This window comes from Mesorhizobium sp. M1078, from assembly GCF_040318615.1.
GTDB lineage: Bacteria > Pseudomonadota > Alphaproteobacteria > Rhizobiales > Rhizobiaceae > Mesorhizobium.
In genome coordinates this window covers 136,096-155,565 of sequence record NZ_JAMYMP010000004.1, presented here as the reverse complement: position 1 = coordinate 155,565, position 19,470 = coordinate 136,096, and the positions used below count along the sequence as shown (strand labels likewise).

The following is a 19,470-nucleotide window of genomic DNA, read 5'->3' as shown; positions in this document are numbered from 1 at the left end:
TCAATTTACGCAAAAACGGACCTATCTCTCATGAAATCTCATGTAAAAGCGGTTGTCATTGGCGGCGGCGTCGTTGGCTGCTCGGTGCTCTATCACCTGGCCAAGGCCGGCTGGACCGACATCATGCTGATCGAGCGGTCCGAGCTCACCTCCGGCTCGTCCTGGCACGCAGCCGGCGGCTTCCACACGCTGAACGGCGATCCCAACGTCGCCAAACTGCAGGCCTATACGGTGCAGCTCTACAAGGAGATCGAGGAAATCTCCGGCCAGTCCTGCTCGCTGCATCTGACCGGCGGCGTGATGATGGCCGATACGCCCGAGCGCATGGATTTTCTGCGCCTGGCCCACGCCAAGGGCCGCTATCTCGGCATGGACACCGAGCTGATCACGCCCTCCGAAGCCAAGGCGATGTTCCCGCTGATGGACGAGACCAATTTCGTCGGCGCCATGTGGGATCCGGTCGAAGGCCATCTCGATCCCTCCGGCACGACGATCGCCTACTCCAAGGCGGCCAAGAAGCTGGGCGCCGAGATCGTGCTGCGCAACCGCGTCGTCGACTTGACGCAGGAAGTTGACGGCACCTGGAACGTCGTCACCGAACAGGGCACCGTCCACGCCGAGCATGTCGTCAACTGCGGCGGCCTGTGGGCGCGCGAGATCGGCCGCATGGTCGGCGTCGAACTGCCGGTGCTGGCCATGGAGCACATGTACCTGCTCACCGAGCCGATGCCCGAGGTCGAGGAATTCAACAAATCGACCGGCCGCGAGATGATCGGCGTGCTCGACTTCAAGGGCGAGATCTACACCCGCCAAGAGCGCAACGGCATCCTGCTCGGCACCTATGAAAAAGCCTGCAAACCCTGGTCGCCGGTCAATACGCCGTGGGATTTCGGCCATGAACTGCTGCCGCCCGACCTCGACCGCATCGCGCCGTCGCTGGAGATCGGCTTCAAGCATTTCCCCGGCATCGAGAAAGCCGGCATCAAGCAGATCATCAACGGCCCCTTCACCTTCGCGCTCGACGGAAATCCGCTGGTCGGGCCGGTGCAGGGCCTGACCAATTTCTGGTGCGCCTGCGCCGTCATGGCCGGCTTCAGCCAGGGCGGCGGCGTCGGCCTCGCGCTGTCCAACTGGATGGTGCATGGCGATCCCGGCTTCGACGTCTGGGGCATGGATGTCGCCCGCTTCGGCGAGTGGGCCGGCCTGCGCTACACCAACGCAAAGGTGCGCGAAAACTATTCGCGCCGCTTCTCCATCCGCTTCCCCAATGAAGAGCTGCCGGCTGCGCGCCCTGCACAAACCACCCCGCTCTATGACACGATGCTCGCCAACAACGCCGTAATGGGCGATAGCTGGGGCCTGGAGAGCCCGCTGTGGTTCGCGCCGAAGGGCAAGGAGCCGAAGGACGTCGTCTCCTTCCACCGCTCAAACGATTTCGGTCCTATCGGCGAGGAAGTGCGCGCCACGCGCGAACGCGTCGGCGTCACCGAAATCGCCAACTTCGCCAAATACGAAGTGTCGGGACCTGCGGCTGAGGATTTCCTCAACCGGCTGATGACCAACCGCATGCCGAAGATCGGCCGCATCGTGCTGACGCCGATGATCAACGAGTTCGGCAAGCTGATCGGCGACTTCACCATCGCCAAGGCAGGCGAAGACAGATTTATGATCTGGGGTTCGTCCGCCGCGCAGAAGTACCACATGCGCTGGTTCGAAAAGCACCTGCCGAAGGATGGTTCGGTGCGCATCCACCGCTTCGATCAGACGCTCGTCGGCCTGTCGATCGCCGGGCCGAAATCGCGCGATCTCTTGCAGAAGCTGGTCGATGTCGACATCTCGACCAAGGCGTTTCGCTTCATGGATTTCCGCGAAATGGCGGTCGGCGGCGCGCCCTGCATGGTCAACCGCATCACCTATACCGGCGATCTCGGCTATGAAATCTGGATGGCGCCGGCCTATGAGCGTCTGGTCTACAAGGCGATCAAGGACGCCGGCGAGGAGTTCGGCCTCGTCGATTTCGGCATGCGCGCTTTGCTCTCCATGCGCCTGGAGAAGAACTTCCCGACCTGGTACCGCGAGCTGCGCCCGATCTACGGCCCGTTCGAAGGCGCGATGGACCGCTTCATCAAGCTGGAGAAGAACGACTTCATCGGCCGCGAAGCCGCCGCCAAGGAACAGGCGGAAGGGCCGAAACTGCGCCGTGTTTCCTTCATCGTCGATGCGGCCGACGCCGATGTCATGGGCGACGAGCCGATCTGGGCCAAGGTCGGCAAGGACTATGGCACGGTGGAAAAGCCGCATGGTTATGGCGCGCCGCGCTTCGACATGGCGGGCAAGGAAGTGCGTGGCTCGAAGGCTGCCGAAGGCGCTTCCGCCGTGCGCGGCATCGTCGACGGCGACTGGCGCGTGGTCGGCTGGGTCACCTCGGGCGGTTATGCGCACTATGTGCAGAAGTCGATGGCGCAGGGCTATGTGCCGGCGGCACTCGCCGAGGACGAAAGTGCCGGACTGTTCGAGATCGAGATCCTCGGCCACCGGCGTCCGGCGCGCATCAATGTCGAGGCGCCCTTCGACCCCAGCGGCGAGAAGATGCGGACCTGAAAAGGCGACAGGGAGCGTGAGATCGTGTAAGGGGCCTTCGGCAGTTGGCCGCAGGCATTTTCCCTCGATGAGAAGACGATCCCCTTGCAGTATCTAGAGAAATGGACGGACTGGCTCGGCGAAGGCAAGGTCGGTCCCTTCAACGCCGCACTGGTCTGCGTCGCGGTCTATTGCGTCGTCCAGATCGTGGTGATGGCGCTGCTGTCCCATGTCGTAGGAACCGGTGTCGGCGTCGACGATTCCGAACAGCTGATGTACATGCACTACCTCTGGGCTGGCTATGGCGGCTCGCAGCCGCCGCTCTACACCTGGCTTGCCCGCCTCGTCGCCGTCGTGGTCGGAACGAACATCCTGGCGCTCAAGATCGTGAAGTACCTGCTGATCGGAGCGGCGCTGGCGTCGGTTTTCATCGCTGTCCGCCGCCTGGGCTATTCCAGCCGCGCTGGCGCCGCCGCATTGTTCGGCCTGCTGTTGTTTCCGCAGATAGTGTGGGAGATGCAGCACGCCCTCACCCACTCGATCGCCGCTTTCTGTTTTTCAGTGGTGCTGTTTCTTGCGCTCGTTGAACTGGTGCAGCGGCGTTCGCTGGCCACCTATGTGCTGTTTGGCGTGGCGATGGCCGCCGCCATCCTGTCGAAATACAACAACGCGATCTTTCTCGGCGCGCTGATGCTGTCCACCCTGTCGCTGCGCGAAACGCGCGGCGTCATCCTCAACCGCCGGTTTTCGATCAGCCTTGTCGTGGCGGTGCTGCTTTGCCTGCCGACGCTCTACTGGAACCTGACCTACACCGACCAGTTGCTGTCGCACAGCGGCGGCTTCGGCATGGGCAGAGGAGAAAGCGCCATACAAACCGCATTCTACGGAATGCGCGGACTGGGCAAGGCTATCCTGTATTTCGCCGTGTTGCCGGCCGGCATATTCGTCGCGGCTTTGCTCATCGCATGGAAAAAGCCGGCGCCCGCGCTGCAACCGGCGCCATGGACCGAGAAACTGGTGTGGCGCACCATCGCTTTTGCCCTGGCGATGACCATCGTGCTCGTCCTGGCGAGCGGGACGACGCAATTTCGCGATCGCTGGATGCTTCCCATCCTTGTGTTGCTGCCGGTCGCGCTGGCCTTGCGGATGGATGCCAGAGGCGACAAGGGAAGGAAGGTGCAGGACGTCGTCGTCTTTGTCGGCGCAACGCTTGCCATCCTCGTGCTGCCGGTGACCTGGTACACGCACCTCAATGGCGGCGACAGCCGCGGCAGCATCGTGCGTGTCGACTACCAGTCGCTCTATGGCCAGCTGACGGCAAACGGTCCGGTTCGCACGGCGATATCGAGCTGGCACTGGGTGGGAAATCTGCGTCTTGTCGATCCCGATCTGGTCGTGCTCGACGACGAGATGCCGGACTTCGGCCATTTGCTGATCGAGCCGGCGGTGCTCGTGATGGCCAATGACAAGGAACCTCCCGAGGGCATCCTGCGGGCCTTGAGCGAGGCCGGCTATGTCGCTGACGGCTCGCCGCAGCAGTTGGTCGTTCCGATGCTGTTCGACAGCGAGCCGCCCACCCGCACGCTGACGGTCACGCGGCTGAAGAAAGCGGCCGCGGGCGCAGCGCCACAGTAAGTCGGCAGGGAGGCGTCGGGTGGAGAAACAAGGGTTCGGTCGTCATCGCAAGATCATGCCGTTCGAGCCCGGCTCCGTCGAAGCCTTGCGCGAAACATCGCGCCAGAAGGCGGCGTCGCTGAACCAGCATGTGCTGGGCTATGGCGCGCTGGCTGAAGCCGAATGGCAAGCGGCAGGCATCGCCGCGCCCGATCTTGCCGCGATGCGCAAATACCGGCTCGAGCGCCTCCGCGCCGAACTGAGGCGCCGAAACTACGCCGGCGCGCTGCTCTACGACCCCGTCAACATCCGCTACGCCACCGATTCGACCAACATGCAGCTGTGGGTCGCGCACAATCCGACCCGCCACTGCTTCGTCGCCACTGAGGGACCCGTGGTGCTGTTCGACTATTTCTCTTGCGAGCATCTGTCCGATCATTCCGGCGTCGTCGACGAGGTGCGGCCGGCAGTGTCGTGGATGTATCTCTATGGCGGCGAGCTGACCGAGCACAAAGTCCGCCGCTGGGCGGCCGGCATCGCCGATCTGGTCAAGGAGCATGGCGGCGGCAACAGCCGCATTGCGGTCGACCACATCAACCCGGAAGGCGTCGAGGAACTCGCCCGCCTCGGCATTTCGATCGGCAATGGCGAAGCGGTGATGGAAAATTCGCGGCTGATCAAATCGCCGGACGAGATCCTCGCCATGCGCCGCGCAATCGTCGCTTGCGAAGCGGCGATGGGTGAAATGGAGAAGGCGCTAACGCCGGGCATTTCCGAAAACGAATTGTGGGCCGAACTCCACCGCGGCAACATTGCGCGCGGCGGCGAATGGATCGAGACCCGGCTGCTGGCCTCGGGGCCGCGCACCAATCCGTGGTTCCAGGAATGCTCATCGCGCGTGATCGAAGCAGGCGACCTCGTCGCCTTCGACACCGACCTGATCGGTCCCTACGGCTTCTGCGCCGATCTCTCCCGCACCTGGCTTTGCGGTGACGCCAGGCCGTCGAACGAGCAGCGCGACCTGTTCCGCATTGCCGCCGACCAGATCGCCCACAACACGCAATTGATGCAGCCCGGCATGTCCTTTCGCGACCTGGTCGAACGCTCCGTGGTGCCGCCGGGAGATTGCTTCCCGGCGCGCTACGGCGTGCTCTATCACGGCGTCGGCCTCGCCGACGAGTATCCAACCCTGCCACATGCCAGCGACTGGACGCCGGACACGCCCGACGGCGTGCTGGAGCCGGGAATGGTCCTGTGCGTGGAAAGCTATATCGGCCGTCTCGGCGGCCATGAGGGCGTCAAGATCGAGGAACAGATCCTGATCACCGAGACCGGTAACGAGCAGCTTTCAACCTACCCGTTGGATGCGAGGCTGCTCGGCTGATCCGGCAAGCGCCTCGCGCAGAGCCTTGAGCGTCTTTTCCGGCGTCGTCCTGGCGGTGATGTAGGGCAGGCCTTTGCGCCTTGCCGTCCAGCCGACGACCTTCACGGCGTTTGCCGCAGGTTCGAAACGCTGCGCCAGCGCCCAGCTCTCACAGTCGATGGCAGCTATATCCGCCTTGCCCTCGGCGACCGCGACGATCGAGCCGCGATGGCCACCGCTTTCGCTGCGCGAGGGACACATATCCAGGCTTTCGCCGGCGGCCTGCAGGTCGCGCGCCAGTGCAATGATGCCCGACATCGAATCGAGGCTGTTGTAGGTAAAACGCTTGCCGCGCATCAGATCGAGCGGCAGCGAGGCTTTGCCATCCGCGGGCGAGCGAACCTCCGGTCCCTCGCCCGTCCGCATCACCAGCGCGCTCGAATAGAGTTCGCCTTCGCCGCCCTCGTAAGCGTCGTAGCTCGGCTGGCCGACCACCTGCACATGCTTGCTCAGGCCGAGTTCCATCGGCCCCCAGCAGGTCTGCGCGAACAGCAGCGCCGGATGCAGCCAAAGCTGGTGATGGTCGAGTTCGTCCGGCGGCAGTATCGCCGGATTGGGCGCGATCAGTCTGCCCTCGGCGTCGTGGATACCGCCCGGCACCGGCGGCAGGTCGCCATTGCGGCGCACGATTGTCTGCGGCCCATCGACGCCCTTGTGCCGAAAAGCATCGCGCAACGCTGCCCATTGCGCGTCGACCTCGCCGCGCACTTCGGGCCAGTCATACATCGGCAATGCCGCAACCAAATCACTCATGCCGACACTCAATCATCATGGCTCGGGAAAGGATCGCAAAAACGCGGCGTCCAATCAGAATTGGCCGACACGGGTTCGGGAAGTCCGGGGATTATTCCTTCGGCGGCTCGGCCGGAACCGGCGCGCTGCCAAGCCCGCTGATGCTGCGCGCCCTGATGCGCGGCTTGAACGCCCTGCCCGGCTCGGGCTGGCGGCGCAGCACCGGGTGCACGATCGGCTCCTTGGCCTTGAAGGCGTAGGCTTTGATCAGTGCGAAATAGTTCGGATAGGCGTAGCCATTGTTCATCCGCAGCCACTCGTCGCGGCGGTCGGCAAACAGTTTTGGCAGCCTGTACCAGGCAACGGTCGGGGTCTTGTGGTGAACGAAGTGCAGATTGTTGTTGAGGAACAGGAACGACAGCGGCGAGCGCTCGATGATCACCGTGCGTCCTTCAGGGTGCTCGGACCACTGATGTTCGGCGAAAGTCCGGACCGCGATCAGCGACTGGCCGAGCCAGACCGGCACCAGAATGTAGAGCCATACCGGAATGCCGAAGCCGAACTGCACGATCGGCACCACGATGGCGAGGCCGATCGCATGCAGCAGCCATGCCTTGCCGATCACCTTGTCGCCGGCAATCACATGCCTGGCGTCGTCGACGAAGAAACCGATGCAGGACAGCCAGGGGCCGAGAAAGAAACGGCCGGCCATGGTGTTGTTGATCTTGAGCAGGAATTTCATCGTCGGCGGCAGATCGTCATGCATCCACAACGCCTGGTAATAGCTCTCGGGATCGTCGAGCGGATCGGTCAGGCGCTCGTCGGCGTGGTGGCGCAAATGGAGCGTCTTGAAGCGACGGAACGGCCAGACCAGGCCGATCGGCAGGAAGACGAAGGCTTCGTTGATGAGCGCGCTGCGCGTCGGATGGCCATGCAGCACTTCGTGCATGATCGACGACTGCAAGGCCAGGATGAAGCCGAGGAGAAGAAGTGCCGGGGTCGGATAAGAGGGCCAGAGCAGGAGCCCGGCAGCGAGCCACATTCCGTAACAGAAGAAAGCGAGGACCACGGTCGGCCACTCGATGGCCGCTGCGTCGCGTCGCTTGATGCGCTTGCCTGTCATGCTGTCGACCACTGTCCCTCAGTCGCCGGAATTGTTCCTGACAGCATAGTGTCAGGAGAAGCGATTCCGCTCAACGAGACAAAGTGTACAAAATGTTGCGATTGCGCATTTTTGGCCGCAGATGTTATACATTGTAAACAACCCTACGGATTCATTTACGCTGGAAGTGCTGATTCGACGGCTCGGGCGCAAATTTTTCCTAAGAGAGTGCGGAGAACGAAGAGTGGACAAACGGGACCTTTCGGCAATCTTCCGGGAGCGCCTGAAGCTGCTCCTGACACGGTCCGATCTCAACCAGTCAGCTTTCGCGTCAGCAGTCGGCATCGACCGGTCGGCGCTGTCGCAACTGATGTCCGGCGCCTCGACGCGCCTGCCACGTGCCGAAACGCTGCTCAACATCGCCGCCGAATTCAAGATCTCGCTGGACTGGCTGCTCGGCCTCTCCCAGGATGAAGGCGTCACCGGCGAAATCCGCGAAAGCCTGGAGATCGAAGAGGCGCCCGACGGCTTCGACCGCACGCTGCTCGCCAAATGGTTCGCCGAGGCCGCAGGCACCAAGATCCGCTATGTGCCGGCCGGCATTCCCGATCTCCTGCGCACACGCCAGCTGGTCGACTACGAAGCCAACATCACCAACCGCAGCCGTCTGGCGCAGGCCAGCGAGACGCAGTACCGCATCGAGTACAACCGGCGCCCTGAGACCGACATGGAGGTCTGCATGCCGCGCCACACGCTGGAGATTTTCGCCCGCGGCCTGGGCGTCTGGGACCGCTTTCCCGAGGCTGACCGCCGGCAGCAGCTTGCCCATATGGCGACGCTGCTTGACGATCTCTACCCCACCTTCCGCCTGTTCCTCTATGACGGCCGCATGCGCTATTCCATCCCGCTGACCATCTTCGGCCCTTATCGCGCCGCCATCTATGTCGGCGACATGTATGTCGTGCTGAACGCCACCCAGCCGGTCCAAGCGCTGACCCAGCATTTCGACAATCTGATCCGGGCCGCCGACATCAACCCGCATGAGGCCGCCGCCTACGCGCGCAATCTGGCCGGCGCGTCATTTCCATCGGGTTCTGCCTGATCCCCAACGCCCCGGAAAGGTGCGCCGCGCGGCAATTGCAGGTCGCAAACACATTGACTGGACATAAAGACTTCTTTATATCCTTATTCCATTCAAATATCTGAAAGTCGATCCGATGCCCGCCAACAATCCCATCGATGCTCTGCTGGCCGAAAAGGGCGTGCTGCTCGCCGATGGCGCCACCGGCACCAATCTGTTCGCCATGGGTCTGGAGGCCGGCGAAGCGCCGGAGTTGCTGAACGAGGCAGCGCCCGACACCATCACCAGCCTGCACCAGAATTTCGTCGACGCCGGCGCCGATATCATCCTCACCAACTCGTTCGGCGGCACCCGCCACCGGCTGAAGCTGCATCATGCGCAGGACCGCGTGCATGCGCTGAACAAGCGCGCCGCCGAGATTGCCCGCGCGGTCGCCGACAAGGCCGACAGGAAAGTCATCGTCGCCGGCTCGGTCGGTCCGACCGGCGAGTTGCTGGTGCCGCTCGGCGCCATGACCTATGACGAGGCGGTCGAGGCCTTCGCCGAACAGATCGAAGGCTTGAAGGAAGGCGGCGCCGAAGTCGCCTGGATCGAGACCATGTCGGCGCCGGACGAGATCCGCGCCGCGGCGCAAGCCGCCATCCGCGTCGGCCTGCCCTACACCTATACCGGCTCCTTCGACACTGCCGGCCGCACCATGATGGGCCTGCTGCCCAGGGATATCCACGGCGTCGCCGACGGACTTTCAGAGACGCCGCTCGGTGTCGGCGCCAATTGCGGTGTCGGCGCCTCCGACATCCTGGCCTCGCTGCTCGACATGACCGAGGCGAAGCCGGAAGCGACGGTGATCGTCAAGGGCAATTGCGGCATTCCCGAATTTCGTGGCACCGAGATCCATTATTCCGGCACGCCGGAGCTGATGGCCGACTATGTCCGGCTGGCGGTGGATGGCGGCGCGAAGATCATCGGTGGCTGCTGCGGCACGTCGTTCCAGCACCTTGCCGCCATGCGCAAGGCGCTCGACGCGCACACCAAATCCGAACGCCCGACCGTCGCGGCGATCGTCGAGCGCATCGGTCCGATGCGCAACAAGGTGGCGACGGAAAACACCGCCGAGACCAGCGAAGCCCGCCGCGAACGCCGCCGCACCCGGGCCTGATATCGAACTTATTCGCTGTTTTCAGCGTAACGCGATAGCGCCGTCTTGAAATCCAGGGCGGTGCTGTCGGCGCTTTCATTCATCGTCACCAGGTCACCCGACGACTGCGGATTGCCGATCTGCTCCAGCATGACACGAAAGCGGTCATTGGTCAGCGCCGACTTTGCGGTATTCCGGGCTGCGTCGACGTCATCCATGATGCGCCTGGATTCTGGCGACAGCGTTCCCGACGCCTGCGTGTGTCTCACCGCCGGCGTCGTGTTTCCAATGTTCATGATCTGCAATTCCCGGCTCCCCAAGCCCAGTCCCGACCCCATGCAATAATAGCAGGGCATTGCGATGGCGTTCCGGAAAAGCCGCGCAATTTAACGATCAGGCGGATCATCTGTGCGCTTCGGATCAATCGATCCGAAAAAAGGCCGGCAGGGTTTCCCCCGCCGGCCTGCCTCACCCGCCCGTAGCCGGTTCCCCGTATCAGAACGACCCCCGTCTGAAAGGAACCGGCTGTATTGCCACTACCGGTTACCGCCGAGCGCCGAGGCAAGGCGCACAAGCGAAAGGAACTCGGACCTGTACCCAAACGGGTCGGCTCCTCGGGCGGCGGTGGCAATCTCCATGATCTTGTCGTAGCCGAACTTCGCGGTCGCATCCTCGTCGCGCAGCTTCTGGCCGAAGGCGGCGACAGCGATGGAGAAACGCTGGTCGGTGCTGGCCTGGTCGAAGGACGCGACCTCGTTGGCCGACGTCACCGGCGTGGTGATCAGCTTCGAGACGTCGTCGTTCGGCAGCTTGTAGCGGATTTTCACGAAGGCATATTCGTCGGCATTGGCGACACCGCCATTGTTGACCGTCGCCTGGCCGTAGCGCAGCGGATCCATCTGCTCGCCGCCACTGCCCTTCGGCGTGATCTCGTAGATGGCGGTCACCGAATGACCGGAGCCGATATCGCCGGCATCGACGCGATCATTGTTGAAGTCCTCGCGGTTCAAGGCGCGGGTTTCATAGCCGATCAGCCGGTACTCCGAGACCTTGTCCGGATTGAACTCGACCTGGACCTTGACGTCCTTGGCGATGGTGAACAGCGTCGAGGAAGCATCCTCGACCAGAACCTTCTCGGCCTCGGCCAGCGTGTCGATATAGGCGGCGGTGCCGTTGCCGTTCTGGGCGATGGTCTGCATCATCTGGTCGTTCAGATTGCCGCGTCCAAAGCCGAACACCGACAGGAAGACGCCGGTCTTGCGCTCCTGCTCGATCAGTCGCTTCAGATCGTCGTCATCGGTCTGGCCGACATTGAAGTCGCCGTCCGTGGCCAGCATCACACGGTTGATGCCGTCCTTGACGAAGGACTGCTGGGCAAGCTTGTAGGCTTCCTTGATACCCGCCTCGCCGGCCGTCGAGCCGCCCGGCTGCAGATTGTCGATAGCGTTGAGGATCTTGTCCTTCTCGGTGACCTTGGTCGGCATCAGCACGGTGCCGGCGTCACCGGCATAGGTGACGATCGAGATGGTGTCGTCCGCCTTGAGCTTGCTGACCAGCAGCCGGAAAGCCGACTTGAGCAGCGGCAGCTTGTCCGGCTCATCCATCGAACCCGAGACGTCGATCAGGAACACCAGATTGGCCTTCGGCTGCTCGACCGGCTTGATGTCGAAGCCCTTGATGGCGACGTGCATCAGCTTGGTGTGCCCGTTCCACGGCGTCGGCATGACGCTTACGGTCGAGTTGAACGGCGTCGAAGCCGAGTCCGGACCCTTCCAGTCATAGGGGAAGTAATTGACCATCTCCTCGACGCGCACCGTGTCGGCCTGCGGCAGGTAGCCCTGCTTCAGCGAGCCGCGGACGAAGGAATAGGAAGCGGTGTCGACGTCGATCGAGAAGGTCGAGACCGGATCCTGAAGGGCTGCATGCACCGGATTGGTCTTGAAATCCTCGACGCGGTCGCGGTTTGGCTCCTGCGGCGCTATCTGGTCGGCCGGCATCGTCGAAGGCTGCGCCAGGTACTTGGACTCGGTCGCGCCGGCCATGCGGTCGACCCGCGCGCCGCCGGCCGGAGCAGCGGTGCCGTCAAGCGAAAACTCGCGGCTCTCAACTGGCGCAGGCTCGGCCAACACGCCGCGCCCCAGCGCATCCTGCTGCGCAGGGGCGACAGCAACGGTCGATTCGGGCTTCGGCGGCGCGGGCGGCGTAAGCGTCGTAGTGGTGTCGCGGCTTCGCACATCGGCGTCGGCCTTCTTGTCGCCTTCAGGCGCCTGCTTTTCTTTTACCGGCGCGTTGATCGCCGGCCCATTGGTTGCCGGCTTGTCGGCCAGCGTCTCAGTGATCTTCTCGTCGCTACCGAACGGCAACGGCTGTTCCCTCAGGATGTGGAAGGTGGCGTATCCGGCGATCGGCAGGGCGACGAGCCCGGCAATGGCTGGCGTGGCGATGAGTTTCTTTTGCATGATCTCGCTCCAGAGCTTTTGTGCTCGCTCTGTGAGACGAAGCCCGCCGACCGATCCTTGGGTGACGGCAGAAATATTTTCCTGATCATAAGCGCGCATGGCGGCTTCGAAGGCGCGTGTCTTCGCGCTCTCGCCCGGCGCCGGTACTGCTGCGTCGCGCAGCCTGTTGAGTTCGTTGTCGTCGACCATGGTCACACTTCCCCGGCTGAACGCATCAACGTCTTCAGCCGTTTCTTCGCTTCATGGATGTGCCAGGAAACCGTCGTCTCCGAGATTGCCATCGCCTCGGCGGCGGCCGCATGGCTCAAACCTTCGCCATAGACCAGAAGTACTGCATCGCGCTGCTTGTCCGGCAATTGCCGCACCGCTGCCCAGAGCGCCTCAGTCGGATCTTCGGGCTCGGCGGATGCCTCTCCCGATATCATGCTGTAGGCGCCGAAAGCCTCGGTCTTGACGTTTTCGCGCGTCGTCTTGCGCATCATGTCGCGCGCCGCGTTCAGCGTCACGGAATAGAGCCATGTCGTAAACGCGCCGCCGCCGCGGTAGTCGCGGATCGCCTTGCCGAGACGGACACAGACCTCCTGGGCGATGTCTTCGGCATCGGCCTTCTTTCCGCACCAGCGATAGGCGGCGCGATAGACGAAGTCGTAGTGCCGCTCCAGCAATTTGCCGAAGGCACCCCTGTCTCCGCCCTTCGCCCGCCCGATCAATTCGGCGTCGGAGGCTTCGCTTTCATCCAGCATCATCGCCATCATTTGCCTGTTGGACGAAGGCTAATGGCCAATCCTTGGGGTTATGGAAAGATTTTTTTCCGAGGCGACGGATGCACGCGCAACAGGTGCGCTGAGATTCAGGTGAGGCCGAGCCGAAATCGATGGATTTCGAGAACCGGAGTGGAGCGTACTTTTGGTACGCGAGCACCGGAAGCACTGAAAGCCGTCGTTTGCAGGCCGGCCTCACCTGAATATCAGCACACCTGGCCCGAGGCCCAGCCGGACGACCAAGCCCACTGAAAATTATAGCCGCCCAGCCAGCCCGTGACATCGACGACTTCGCCGATGAAAAACAGCCCCGGCACGGATTTCGCCTGCATCGTCTTCTGATCGAGCCCGTTGGTATCGACACCGCCAAGCGTCACTTCCGCCGTGCGGTAACCCTCGGAGCCGGCCGGCTTGATGCGCCAGTCGTTGACGGCGGCTTCGACGGTTTTCATTTGCAGGTCTGTCAAATCAGCGAGATTGCCATCGATCCCACTGCGCTCGGCGACTGCTTGCGCAAGGCGCTTCGGCAAATGGTTTGCAAGCACCGTCTGCACCGCTTGCCTGCCGTTGACGCGCCGGGCGGCGCGAAGCAGTTCCGCCACATCCCTCCCCGGCAGCATGGCGATGCGGATCTCGTCGCCCTCGCGCCAATAGGACGATATTTGCAGGATGGAAGGCCCGCTCAAGCCGCGATGCGTAAACAGCATCGCTTCTGAAAACCGCGTCTTGCCGCAGGCGACTTCGGCATCGACGGCATTGCCGGCCAAAGGCGCCAGCCGCTCCAGCGTTCTTGCGTCGAAGGTAAGCGGCACCAGCGCCGGCCGTGTTTCCACCACCGCAAGGCCGAATTGCGCCGCAAGCTCGTAGCCGAAACCGGACGCGCCCATTTTGGGGATCGACTTGCCCCCGCAAGCCACGACTAACGAGCTGCAAGCGACGCTGCCAGCGGAGAGCGTCAGCACAAACCCGTCCGCGGTCTTGCTGACGTTCCTCACCTCGGTCGACAACGCCAGTTCCACACCCCAATCCTGCATGTCGGAAACCAGCATGTCGATGACCTGGCGCGCCGAGCCGTCGCAAAACAGCTGTCCCAGCGTCTTCTCGTGATAGGCAATGCCATGGCGTTCGACGAGCGCGATGAAGTCGCCTTGCGTGTAGCGGCTGAGCGCCGAAATGCAGAAATGCGGATTGCCGGAGATGAAATTCTTCGGGCTGGTGTGGATGTTGGTGAAATTGCAGCGGCCACCGCCGGAGATGCGGATCTTCTCGCCGGGCTTTGCCGCGTGATCGAGCACCAGGACCGAGCGGCCGCGCTTGCCCGCCTCGATGGCGCACATCATTCCGGCCGCACCGGCGCCGATCACCACGACATCATAGGATTGCATCAGGCTGTTCGTTCCCGCTCGACTGGCGCTGTTTTAACAGGCCGCGCCAATCGTGCAGTCTCTACCCGTTCGTTGCGACTTCAGGCAACGCCTCGTTAGATCAGCGTCTCGGCGAACAGCGTCGTCAGTCGCTTCCAATGACGTTCGGCGCCGGCCGCGTTGAAGACGCTGTGGTCCGACACGCACCAGCCATGCGCCATGCCGGCATAGTTTTCGATGGCGTGGTCGACCTCCGCCACGCGCAGCGCCTCGACCAGCCGCGCCGACTGCTCCGGCGGAAAGCTGCGGTCGACGCCCGATGTCCCGACATAGACGCGCGCCTTGATCATTGCGGCCTTGCGGTGCGGGCTGTCGGCGGCATCGCTGGCCAGATTGCCGCCATGGAAGCTCGCCGCCGCCACGATGCGATCGGGATAGGTTGCAGCCGCATTCAAAGCCCGCGCCCCGCCCATGCAGTAACCGACGACACCGACCGGTCCGGTGACACCTTCAGCGGTAAGCGTGTCGAGGAACGCCCTGCTGTCGCGGATGGTCATGTCCTGTGTCGTGCCGTGGACCAACGCCGTCAGCGCGACCTTGGTCTCCTCGACGACGAAAGCGGTCTTGGGCTCGAACGGCCCGTAGGGTGCTTTGCGATAGAAAAGATCCGGCACCAGCACGGCATAGCCCTCGCCTGCCAGCCGTTCCGCCATTGCGTCGAGCGCCGGTCGCGGACCGAAAGCGTCGATATAGAGAATGATGCCGGCCCTGGACGAGGAAGCGGTCGCCGAGCGGAACAGCCCGGCTTTCGCCACGCCGTCCCCGGTCTTGATCTCAATGTCCTGCTTCGCCATGGCCCGCTCCGTTAAATGTCGTGCGATACATATAAGCAGGCACCGTCAGGGCAAGCCGTTCCCTGACAATCCCGTTCAACACTTTGTGCGGGCTTTCGACCCGGCTACAGGCCGGCAAACGCCGTCATGTGAAAGGCCTGAACCTCAGGCGGATAGCGATGGGCCGTGCCATACGGACAGGCGTTGCGGTCGAGGCAGCCGCCGCCGCGGCATGGTTCGCCCTTCGATCCCCGCACATGCGCCAGGCAAGCCTGATGAGCGAAACCATCCGCGGAATAGGCGTCAACCGGACAGGATTTCAGGCAAGGTTTTGCAACACAGGCGTCGCAAAGGTGAATCGCTTCGCGACGTTCAGGAAGCGCGATCTCATCCTCGAACAGCAACGCGCCGCGATAGGCATGCCAGAGCCCGTACTGCGGATGCATCAGGATGCCCAGCGGCGACGGTCTCAGCCCCTCCGCTCGCATCGCCCATTGCTGGAACGGCAGATAAGGTCTGTCCGAAGGCGAAACGGCGCGCGCGCCGAATTTCTCCGCCACCGCACCGATCACTGCGCGCGACCATGTGTCGAGCGGATTAGCAATGGTTTGCGGTTGCCGGTCGCGCCAGCGCAGGAAATGCGGCCAGGGTGCCGCTCCCGCCTGCCCCACCAACAGCACGGATTTAGCGGGGGCAACTGAAGGGCCATGCGGCGGCGTTTCGCTTGTTGCGAAATTGAAGCCGCCGCGCAGGATGAGGCCGTCGGCGGAAAGCGCGGCCGCTATCTCGTCAGCCCGGCGCCGCGCAATCATCCCTTCTTGTCCGGGTCGGAGAAAGCGCTCCGCCAGACTTCCTTGTGGATGATGTTGGCGACTTTAGCCCCGCCTGACTCGGGCTCCTTTCAGGTGAAGGCGTCAGCCATCGACGCCTTCTTCGTCGCGATGTAGTCCTTCAGCCCGTCGTCGATGCCCGGATCGAGATACGGCGCCTCATAGGTCTCCAGCCAGCGGCGGGCGAGTTCGTTGGCGCGCTGCGGCGCTGTCTTCTCGCCCTCGGCCAGCCACTGCTCGTAGGAATTGTTGTCGGCGATGCTGGAGCGGTAGAAGGCGGTCTGGAAATTGGCCTGGGTGTGGTCGCAGCCGAGATAGTGGCTGCCCGGGCCGACCTGGCGGATGGCGTCCATCGCCTGGCCGTTTTCCGAGAGGTCGACGCCTTCGGAAAACTTTTGCGTCATGCCGAGCTGATCGATGTCCATCATGAATTTTTCGTAGCAGGACGCCAGTCCGCCTTCGAGCCAGCCGGCCGAATGCAGGACGAAATTGGTGCCGGCAAGAATGGTCGAGTTGAGCGTGTTGGCGCTCTCGTAGGCGGCCTGCGCATCCGGAACCTTGGAGGCGCAGAGCGAGCCGCCGGTGCGGAACGGCAGACCGAGCCGGCGGGCAAGCTGTGCGGCGCCGTAGGAAACCAGCGACGGCTCCGGTGTGCCGAAGGTCGGCGCACCAGACTGCATGGAGATCGACGAGGCGAAGGTGCCGAACAGCACCGGCGCGCCGGGACGGATCAACTGCGTGAAAGAGGCGCCGGCCAGCACCTCTGCCAGAACCTGCGTCAGCGTGCCGGCCACCGTGACCGGGCTCATCGCGCCGGCAAGGATGAACGGCGTGACGATGCAAGCCTGGTTGTGACGCGAATAAACCTTCAGCGCGCCCAGCATGGTTTCGTCGAACACCATCGGCGAATTGGCGTTGATCAGGCTGGTCAGCACGGTGTTGTTTTCGACGAAATCGTCGCCGAACACGATCTTGGCCATGGCGACGGTGTCTTCGGCCCGCTCTGGCGCCGTCACCGAACCCATGAACGGTTTGTCCGAATATTTGATGTGGCTGTAGATCATGTCGAGATGGCGTTTGTTGACCGGCACGTCGACCGGCTCGCAAACCGTGCCGCCCGAATGGTGAATCGACGGCGCCATATAGGCGAGCTTCACGAAATTCCGGAAATCCTCGATCGTCGCGTAGCGCCTGACACCGTCGAGATCGCGCACGAAGGGCGGACCATAGACCGGCGCGAAGACCGTGGCGTTGCCGCCGATCTGCACCGAACGTTCGGCGTTGCGCGCATGCTGGGTGTAGATGGGCGGCGCGGTCTTCAGCAGCGAGCGGCAGAGGCCCTTGGGAAAATGCACGCGCTCGCCCTTGACGTCGGCGCCCGCCTCTTTCCAAAGCTGCAGCGCCTCGGCGTCGTCGCGAAAGATGATGCCGATCTCTTCCAGCACCGTATCGGTGTTGTTTTCGATAATCGCCAGGCCTTCCTCGTTGAGGACCTCATAGATGTTGATCTTGCGCTTGATATAGGTGAGCTGGGTGCCCGGTCCGCCGCCCGAGCGCGCCGCCCGCCTTGCAGCCGCGCCGCCGCTGGCAGCACGTCCACGTCGCGCATTGGACGCTTCCTGGTCGACTGACGCGTTTTCACTCATGATCGTTTTTCCCTAAAAACCGTTTGCGGCCGCGTATGGCGGCTTCTCGCCCGGATCGTAGCCATGCACCCTATTCGAAACGGCCCGCCAGCGCCAACGCCTGTCGCAAAATCGACAAGAATTCCAATAGATTTGCGGTCGCTTTCCTTTTGCGGGAAGTCGCAAATCAGCTATGGATACCTGCCCCCGCCGGGTTAGGTATTGACGCGATTATTTTAAGCCGCCGTGATCGCATCCGCGCGGCAAGGAGCCCGAGAAAAATGGCCGACGACGAGATCATCCTTTCCGAGCTTTCCGACGATGAGTTGGTGCAGCAGATGCACGACGATCTCTATGACGGGTTGAAGGAAGAGATCGAGGAAGGCACCAACATCCTGCTCGAGCGCGGCTGGGCACCCTACAAGGTGCTGACCGAGGCGCTAGTCGAAGGCATGCGCATCGTCGGCGAGGATTTTCGCGACGGCATCCTGTTCGTTCCCGAGGTGCTTTTGTCGGCCAACGCCATGAAGGCCGGCATGTTCATCCTGCGGCCGCTGCTCGCCGCCACCGGCGCGCCCAAGCAGGGCAAGATGGTGATCGGCACCGTCAAGGGCGACATCCACGACATCGGCAAGAACCTTGTCGGCATGATGATGGAGGGCGCTGGCTTCGACGTCATCGACCTCGGCATCAACAATGCGGTCGAGAAATATATGGCAGCGATTGAAGAGCACCAGCCCGACATCATCGGCATGTCGGCGCTGCTGACCACGACCATGCCCTACATGAAGGTCGTCATCGACACGATGAAGGAAAAGGGCATCCGTGACGACTATGTCGTCCTGGTCGGCGGCGCGCCGCTGAACGAGGAATTCGGCAAGGCCGTCGGCGCCGATGCCTATTGCCGCGACGCGGCTGTGGCGGTCGAGACCGCCAAGGACTTCATGAAGCGCAAGCATAACGTGCGCGCTTCAGCCTGATCTGTTACGCAAGGCGTCTGGGCCACAATCGAAAGCCGCGCCTTGCAGCGCGGCTTTTTTGTTCCAGCTATTGGAACGGATGGCTGCGTCAGGGTTTGGTGACGGTGTCGTCGACGGCTTTCGCAGTCGATTTGATATCCCGGCCGACACCACGGACGGTGTTGGCACAGGCCGTAAGCGCCAGGATGCAGGCAAGGATTGCAATCGGCGCAACGCGTAACAGTTTCATGGACGGTTTATCCCTCTCTCGATAGATTCGCCCCACAGCAACGAAGGCCGCTTCGACCAGGTTCCATGGCCAGAATGCAAAAAACGAAACCGAATCAGGACGACAGGCTGCTGGTCATCGCCTGCGGAATGATTGCGCGCGAAGTTTTGGCCGTCAAGGAGCAGCTCAAGCTCGACCATCTCGACCTGACCTGCCTGCCGGCGGAGTTCCATTTCTACCCCGACCGCATCGCACCGGCGATGGACAAGGCGATCGAAAAGGCCAAGGCGGAAGGCTATAGCAACATCTTCGTTGGCTATGCCGATTGCGGTACCGGCGGCATGCTCGACCGGGTCCTGGAGAAGCACGGCGTCGAGCGCATGGCCGGGCCGCACTGCTTTGCCTTCTACCAGGGCATGGACGTCTATGCGAAGGTCGCCGACGACGACATGATGTCGTTCTACATGACCGATTTCCTGTGCCGCCAGTTCGACGCCTTCTTCATGAAGCCGCTCGGCCTCGACAAGCACCCGGAGCTGATCAAGGACTATTTCGGCAACTACCAGAAGCTGATCTACATCGCCCAGACCGACGATCCGGAACTCGATAAGGTCGCCGAGAAGGCCGCGAAGATGCTTGGCCTCGCCTATGAGCGCCGCTCGACGGGCTATGGCGACCTGACGACTGAATTGGCGCGGGTGGCGGCACATCCAGAAGAATTGCGTTAGGCGCCCGACTTC

17 protein-coding genes are annotated in these 19,470 nt (G+C 62.8%); 7 read left to right on the top strand and 10 right to left on the bottom strand.

What is annotated here, in order from left to right:
• Positions 1–30 precede the first annotated feature (30 nt).
• The 3 genes from NKH38_RS08480 to NKH38_RS08470 all read left to right on the top strand — a co-directional run bounded on the left by NKH38_RS08480 (position 31) and on the right by NKH38_RS08470 (position 5,578).
• Positions 31–2,601, top strand: coding sequence for a GcvT family protein (locus NKH38_RS08480; protein ID WP_352762307.1), 2,571 nt, complete (start codon positions 31–33; stop codon positions 2,599–2,601).
• Positions 2,602–2,685: 84 nt separating this feature from the next.
• Positions 2,686–4,215 carry an ArnT family glycosyltransferase gene (locus tag NKH38_RS08475; RefSeq protein WP_023822199.1) on the top strand — a complete coding sequence of 510 codons (1,530 nt, stop codon included), beginning with the start codon at positions 2,686–2,688 and terminating at the stop codon, positions 4,213–4,215.
• A gap of 55 nt (positions 4,216–4,270) precedes the next feature.
• Complete coding sequence (locus NKH38_RS08470) at positions 4,271–5,578, top strand: M24 family metallopeptidase (protein ID WP_352639188.1); 1,308 nt, start codon at positions 4,271–4,273, stop codon at positions 5,576–5,578.
• Here the strand turns inward: NKH38_RS08470 and NKH38_RS08465 are convergent.
• Both NKH38_RS08465 and NKH38_RS08460 read right to left on the bottom strand, forming a co-directional pair.
• Positions 5,543–6,370 (bottom strand): phosphate/phosphite/phosphonate ABC transporter substrate-binding protein, encoded by an 828-nt coding sequence (locus tag NKH38_RS08465; protein ID WP_023730696.1) that lies wholly within the window; start codon positions 6,368–6,370, stop codon positions 5,543–5,545. The genes NKH38_RS08470 and NKH38_RS08465 overlap by 36 nt on opposite strands.
• 91 nt (positions 6,371–6,461) lie before the next feature.
• A complete protein-coding gene (locus NKH38_RS08460; protein WP_031197693.1) occupies positions 6,462–7,472 on the bottom strand; it encodes a fatty acid desaturase in 1,011 nt (336 codons plus the stop codon).
• Positions 7,473–7,695: 223 nt separating this feature from the next.
• On the opposite strand from NKH38_RS08460, the gene NKH38_RS08455 reads away from it, so the two are divergent.
• Complete coding sequence (locus tag NKH38_RS08455) at positions 7,696–8,553, top strand: helix-turn-helix domain-containing protein (protein WP_023681768.1); 858 nt, start codon at positions 7,696–7,698, stop codon at positions 8,551–8,553.
• 115 nt (positions 8,554–8,668) lie between these two features.
• On the top strand, positions 8,669–9,691 hold the full coding sequence (bmt, locus tag NKH38_RS08450; protein ID WP_352762309.1) for a betaine--homocysteine S-methyltransferase: 1,023 nt from the start codon (positions 8,669–8,671) through the stop codon (positions 9,689–9,691).
• 8 nt (positions 9,692–9,699) lie between these two features.
• Here bmt and NKH38_RS08445 read toward each other — a convergent pair whose 3' ends face one another.
• The 7 genes from NKH38_RS08445 to NKH38_RS08415 form a co-directional block, all read right to left on the bottom strand.
• Positions 9,700–9,966 (bottom strand): hypothetical protein, encoded by a 267-nt coding sequence (locus tag NKH38_RS08445; RefSeq protein ID WP_023753429.1) that lies wholly within the window; start codon positions 9,964–9,966, stop codon positions 9,700–9,702.
• Between the two features lie 240 nt (positions 9,967–10,206).
• Positions 10,207–12,318, bottom strand: a complete 2,112-nt coding sequence (locus NKH38_RS08440) for a vWA domain-containing protein (protein ID WP_352762311.1) — start codon at positions 12,316–12,318, stop codon at positions 10,207–10,209.
• 2 nt (positions 12,319–12,320) lie between these two features.
• Positions 12,321–12,881: an RNA polymerase sigma factor gene (locus NKH38_RS08435; RefSeq protein ID WP_023696454.1), complete on the bottom strand. Its 561-nt coding sequence runs from the start codon at positions 12,879–12,881 to the stop codon at positions 12,321–12,323.
• 215 nt (positions 12,882–13,096) lie between these two features.
• Entirely contained in the window at positions 13,097–14,275 is a 1,179-nt protein-coding gene (locus tag NKH38_RS08430; protein WP_023700323.1) for a BaiN/RdsA family NAD(P)/FAD-dependent oxidoreductase, read from the bottom strand.
• A 95-nt stretch (positions 14,276–14,370) separates the two neighbouring features.
• The gene (locus NKH38_RS08425; protein WP_352762313.1) at positions 14,371–15,108 is read right to left on the bottom strand and encodes a dienelactone hydrolase family protein; all 738 of its coding nucleotides are present in this window, start codon (positions 15,106–15,108) and stop codon (positions 14,371–14,373) included.
• Between the two features lie 104 nt (positions 15,109–15,212).
• On the bottom strand, positions 15,213–15,899 hold the full coding sequence (locus NKH38_RS08420) for a hypothetical protein (protein ID WP_023691016.1): 687 nt from the start codon (positions 15,897–15,899) through the stop codon (positions 15,213–15,215).
• A gap of 89 nt (positions 15,900–15,988) precedes the next feature.
• Positions 15,989–17,563, bottom strand: a complete 1,575-nt coding sequence (locus NKH38_RS08415) for a trimethylamine methyltransferase family protein (RefSeq protein ID WP_023670403.1) — start codon at positions 17,561–17,563, stop codon at positions 15,989–15,991.
• 260 nt (positions 17,564–17,823) lie between these two features.
• On the opposite strand from NKH38_RS08415, the gene NKH38_RS08410 reads away from it, so the two are divergent.
• Positions 17,824–18,522 (top strand): cobalamin B12-binding domain-containing protein, encoded by a 699-nt coding sequence (locus NKH38_RS08410; protein WP_352762315.1) that lies wholly within the window; start codon positions 17,824–17,826, stop codon positions 18,520–18,522.
• A gap of 88 nt (positions 18,523–18,610) precedes the next feature.
• Here the strand turns inward: NKH38_RS08410 and NKH38_RS08405 are convergent, their stop codons facing one another.
• Positions 18,611–18,751, bottom strand: a complete 141-nt coding sequence (locus NKH38_RS08405) for an entericidin A/B family lipoprotein (protein WP_023688117.1) — start codon at positions 18,749–18,751, stop codon at positions 18,611–18,613.
• A gap of 65 nt (positions 18,752–18,816) precedes the next feature.
• On the opposite strand from NKH38_RS08405, the gene NKH38_RS08400 reads away from it, so the two are divergent.
• Complete coding sequence (locus NKH38_RS08400) at positions 18,817–19,458, top strand: DUF1638 domain-containing protein (protein ID WP_352762319.1); 642 nt, start codon at positions 18,817–18,819, stop codon at positions 19,456–19,458.
• Positions 19,459–19,470 lie beyond the last annotated feature (12 nt).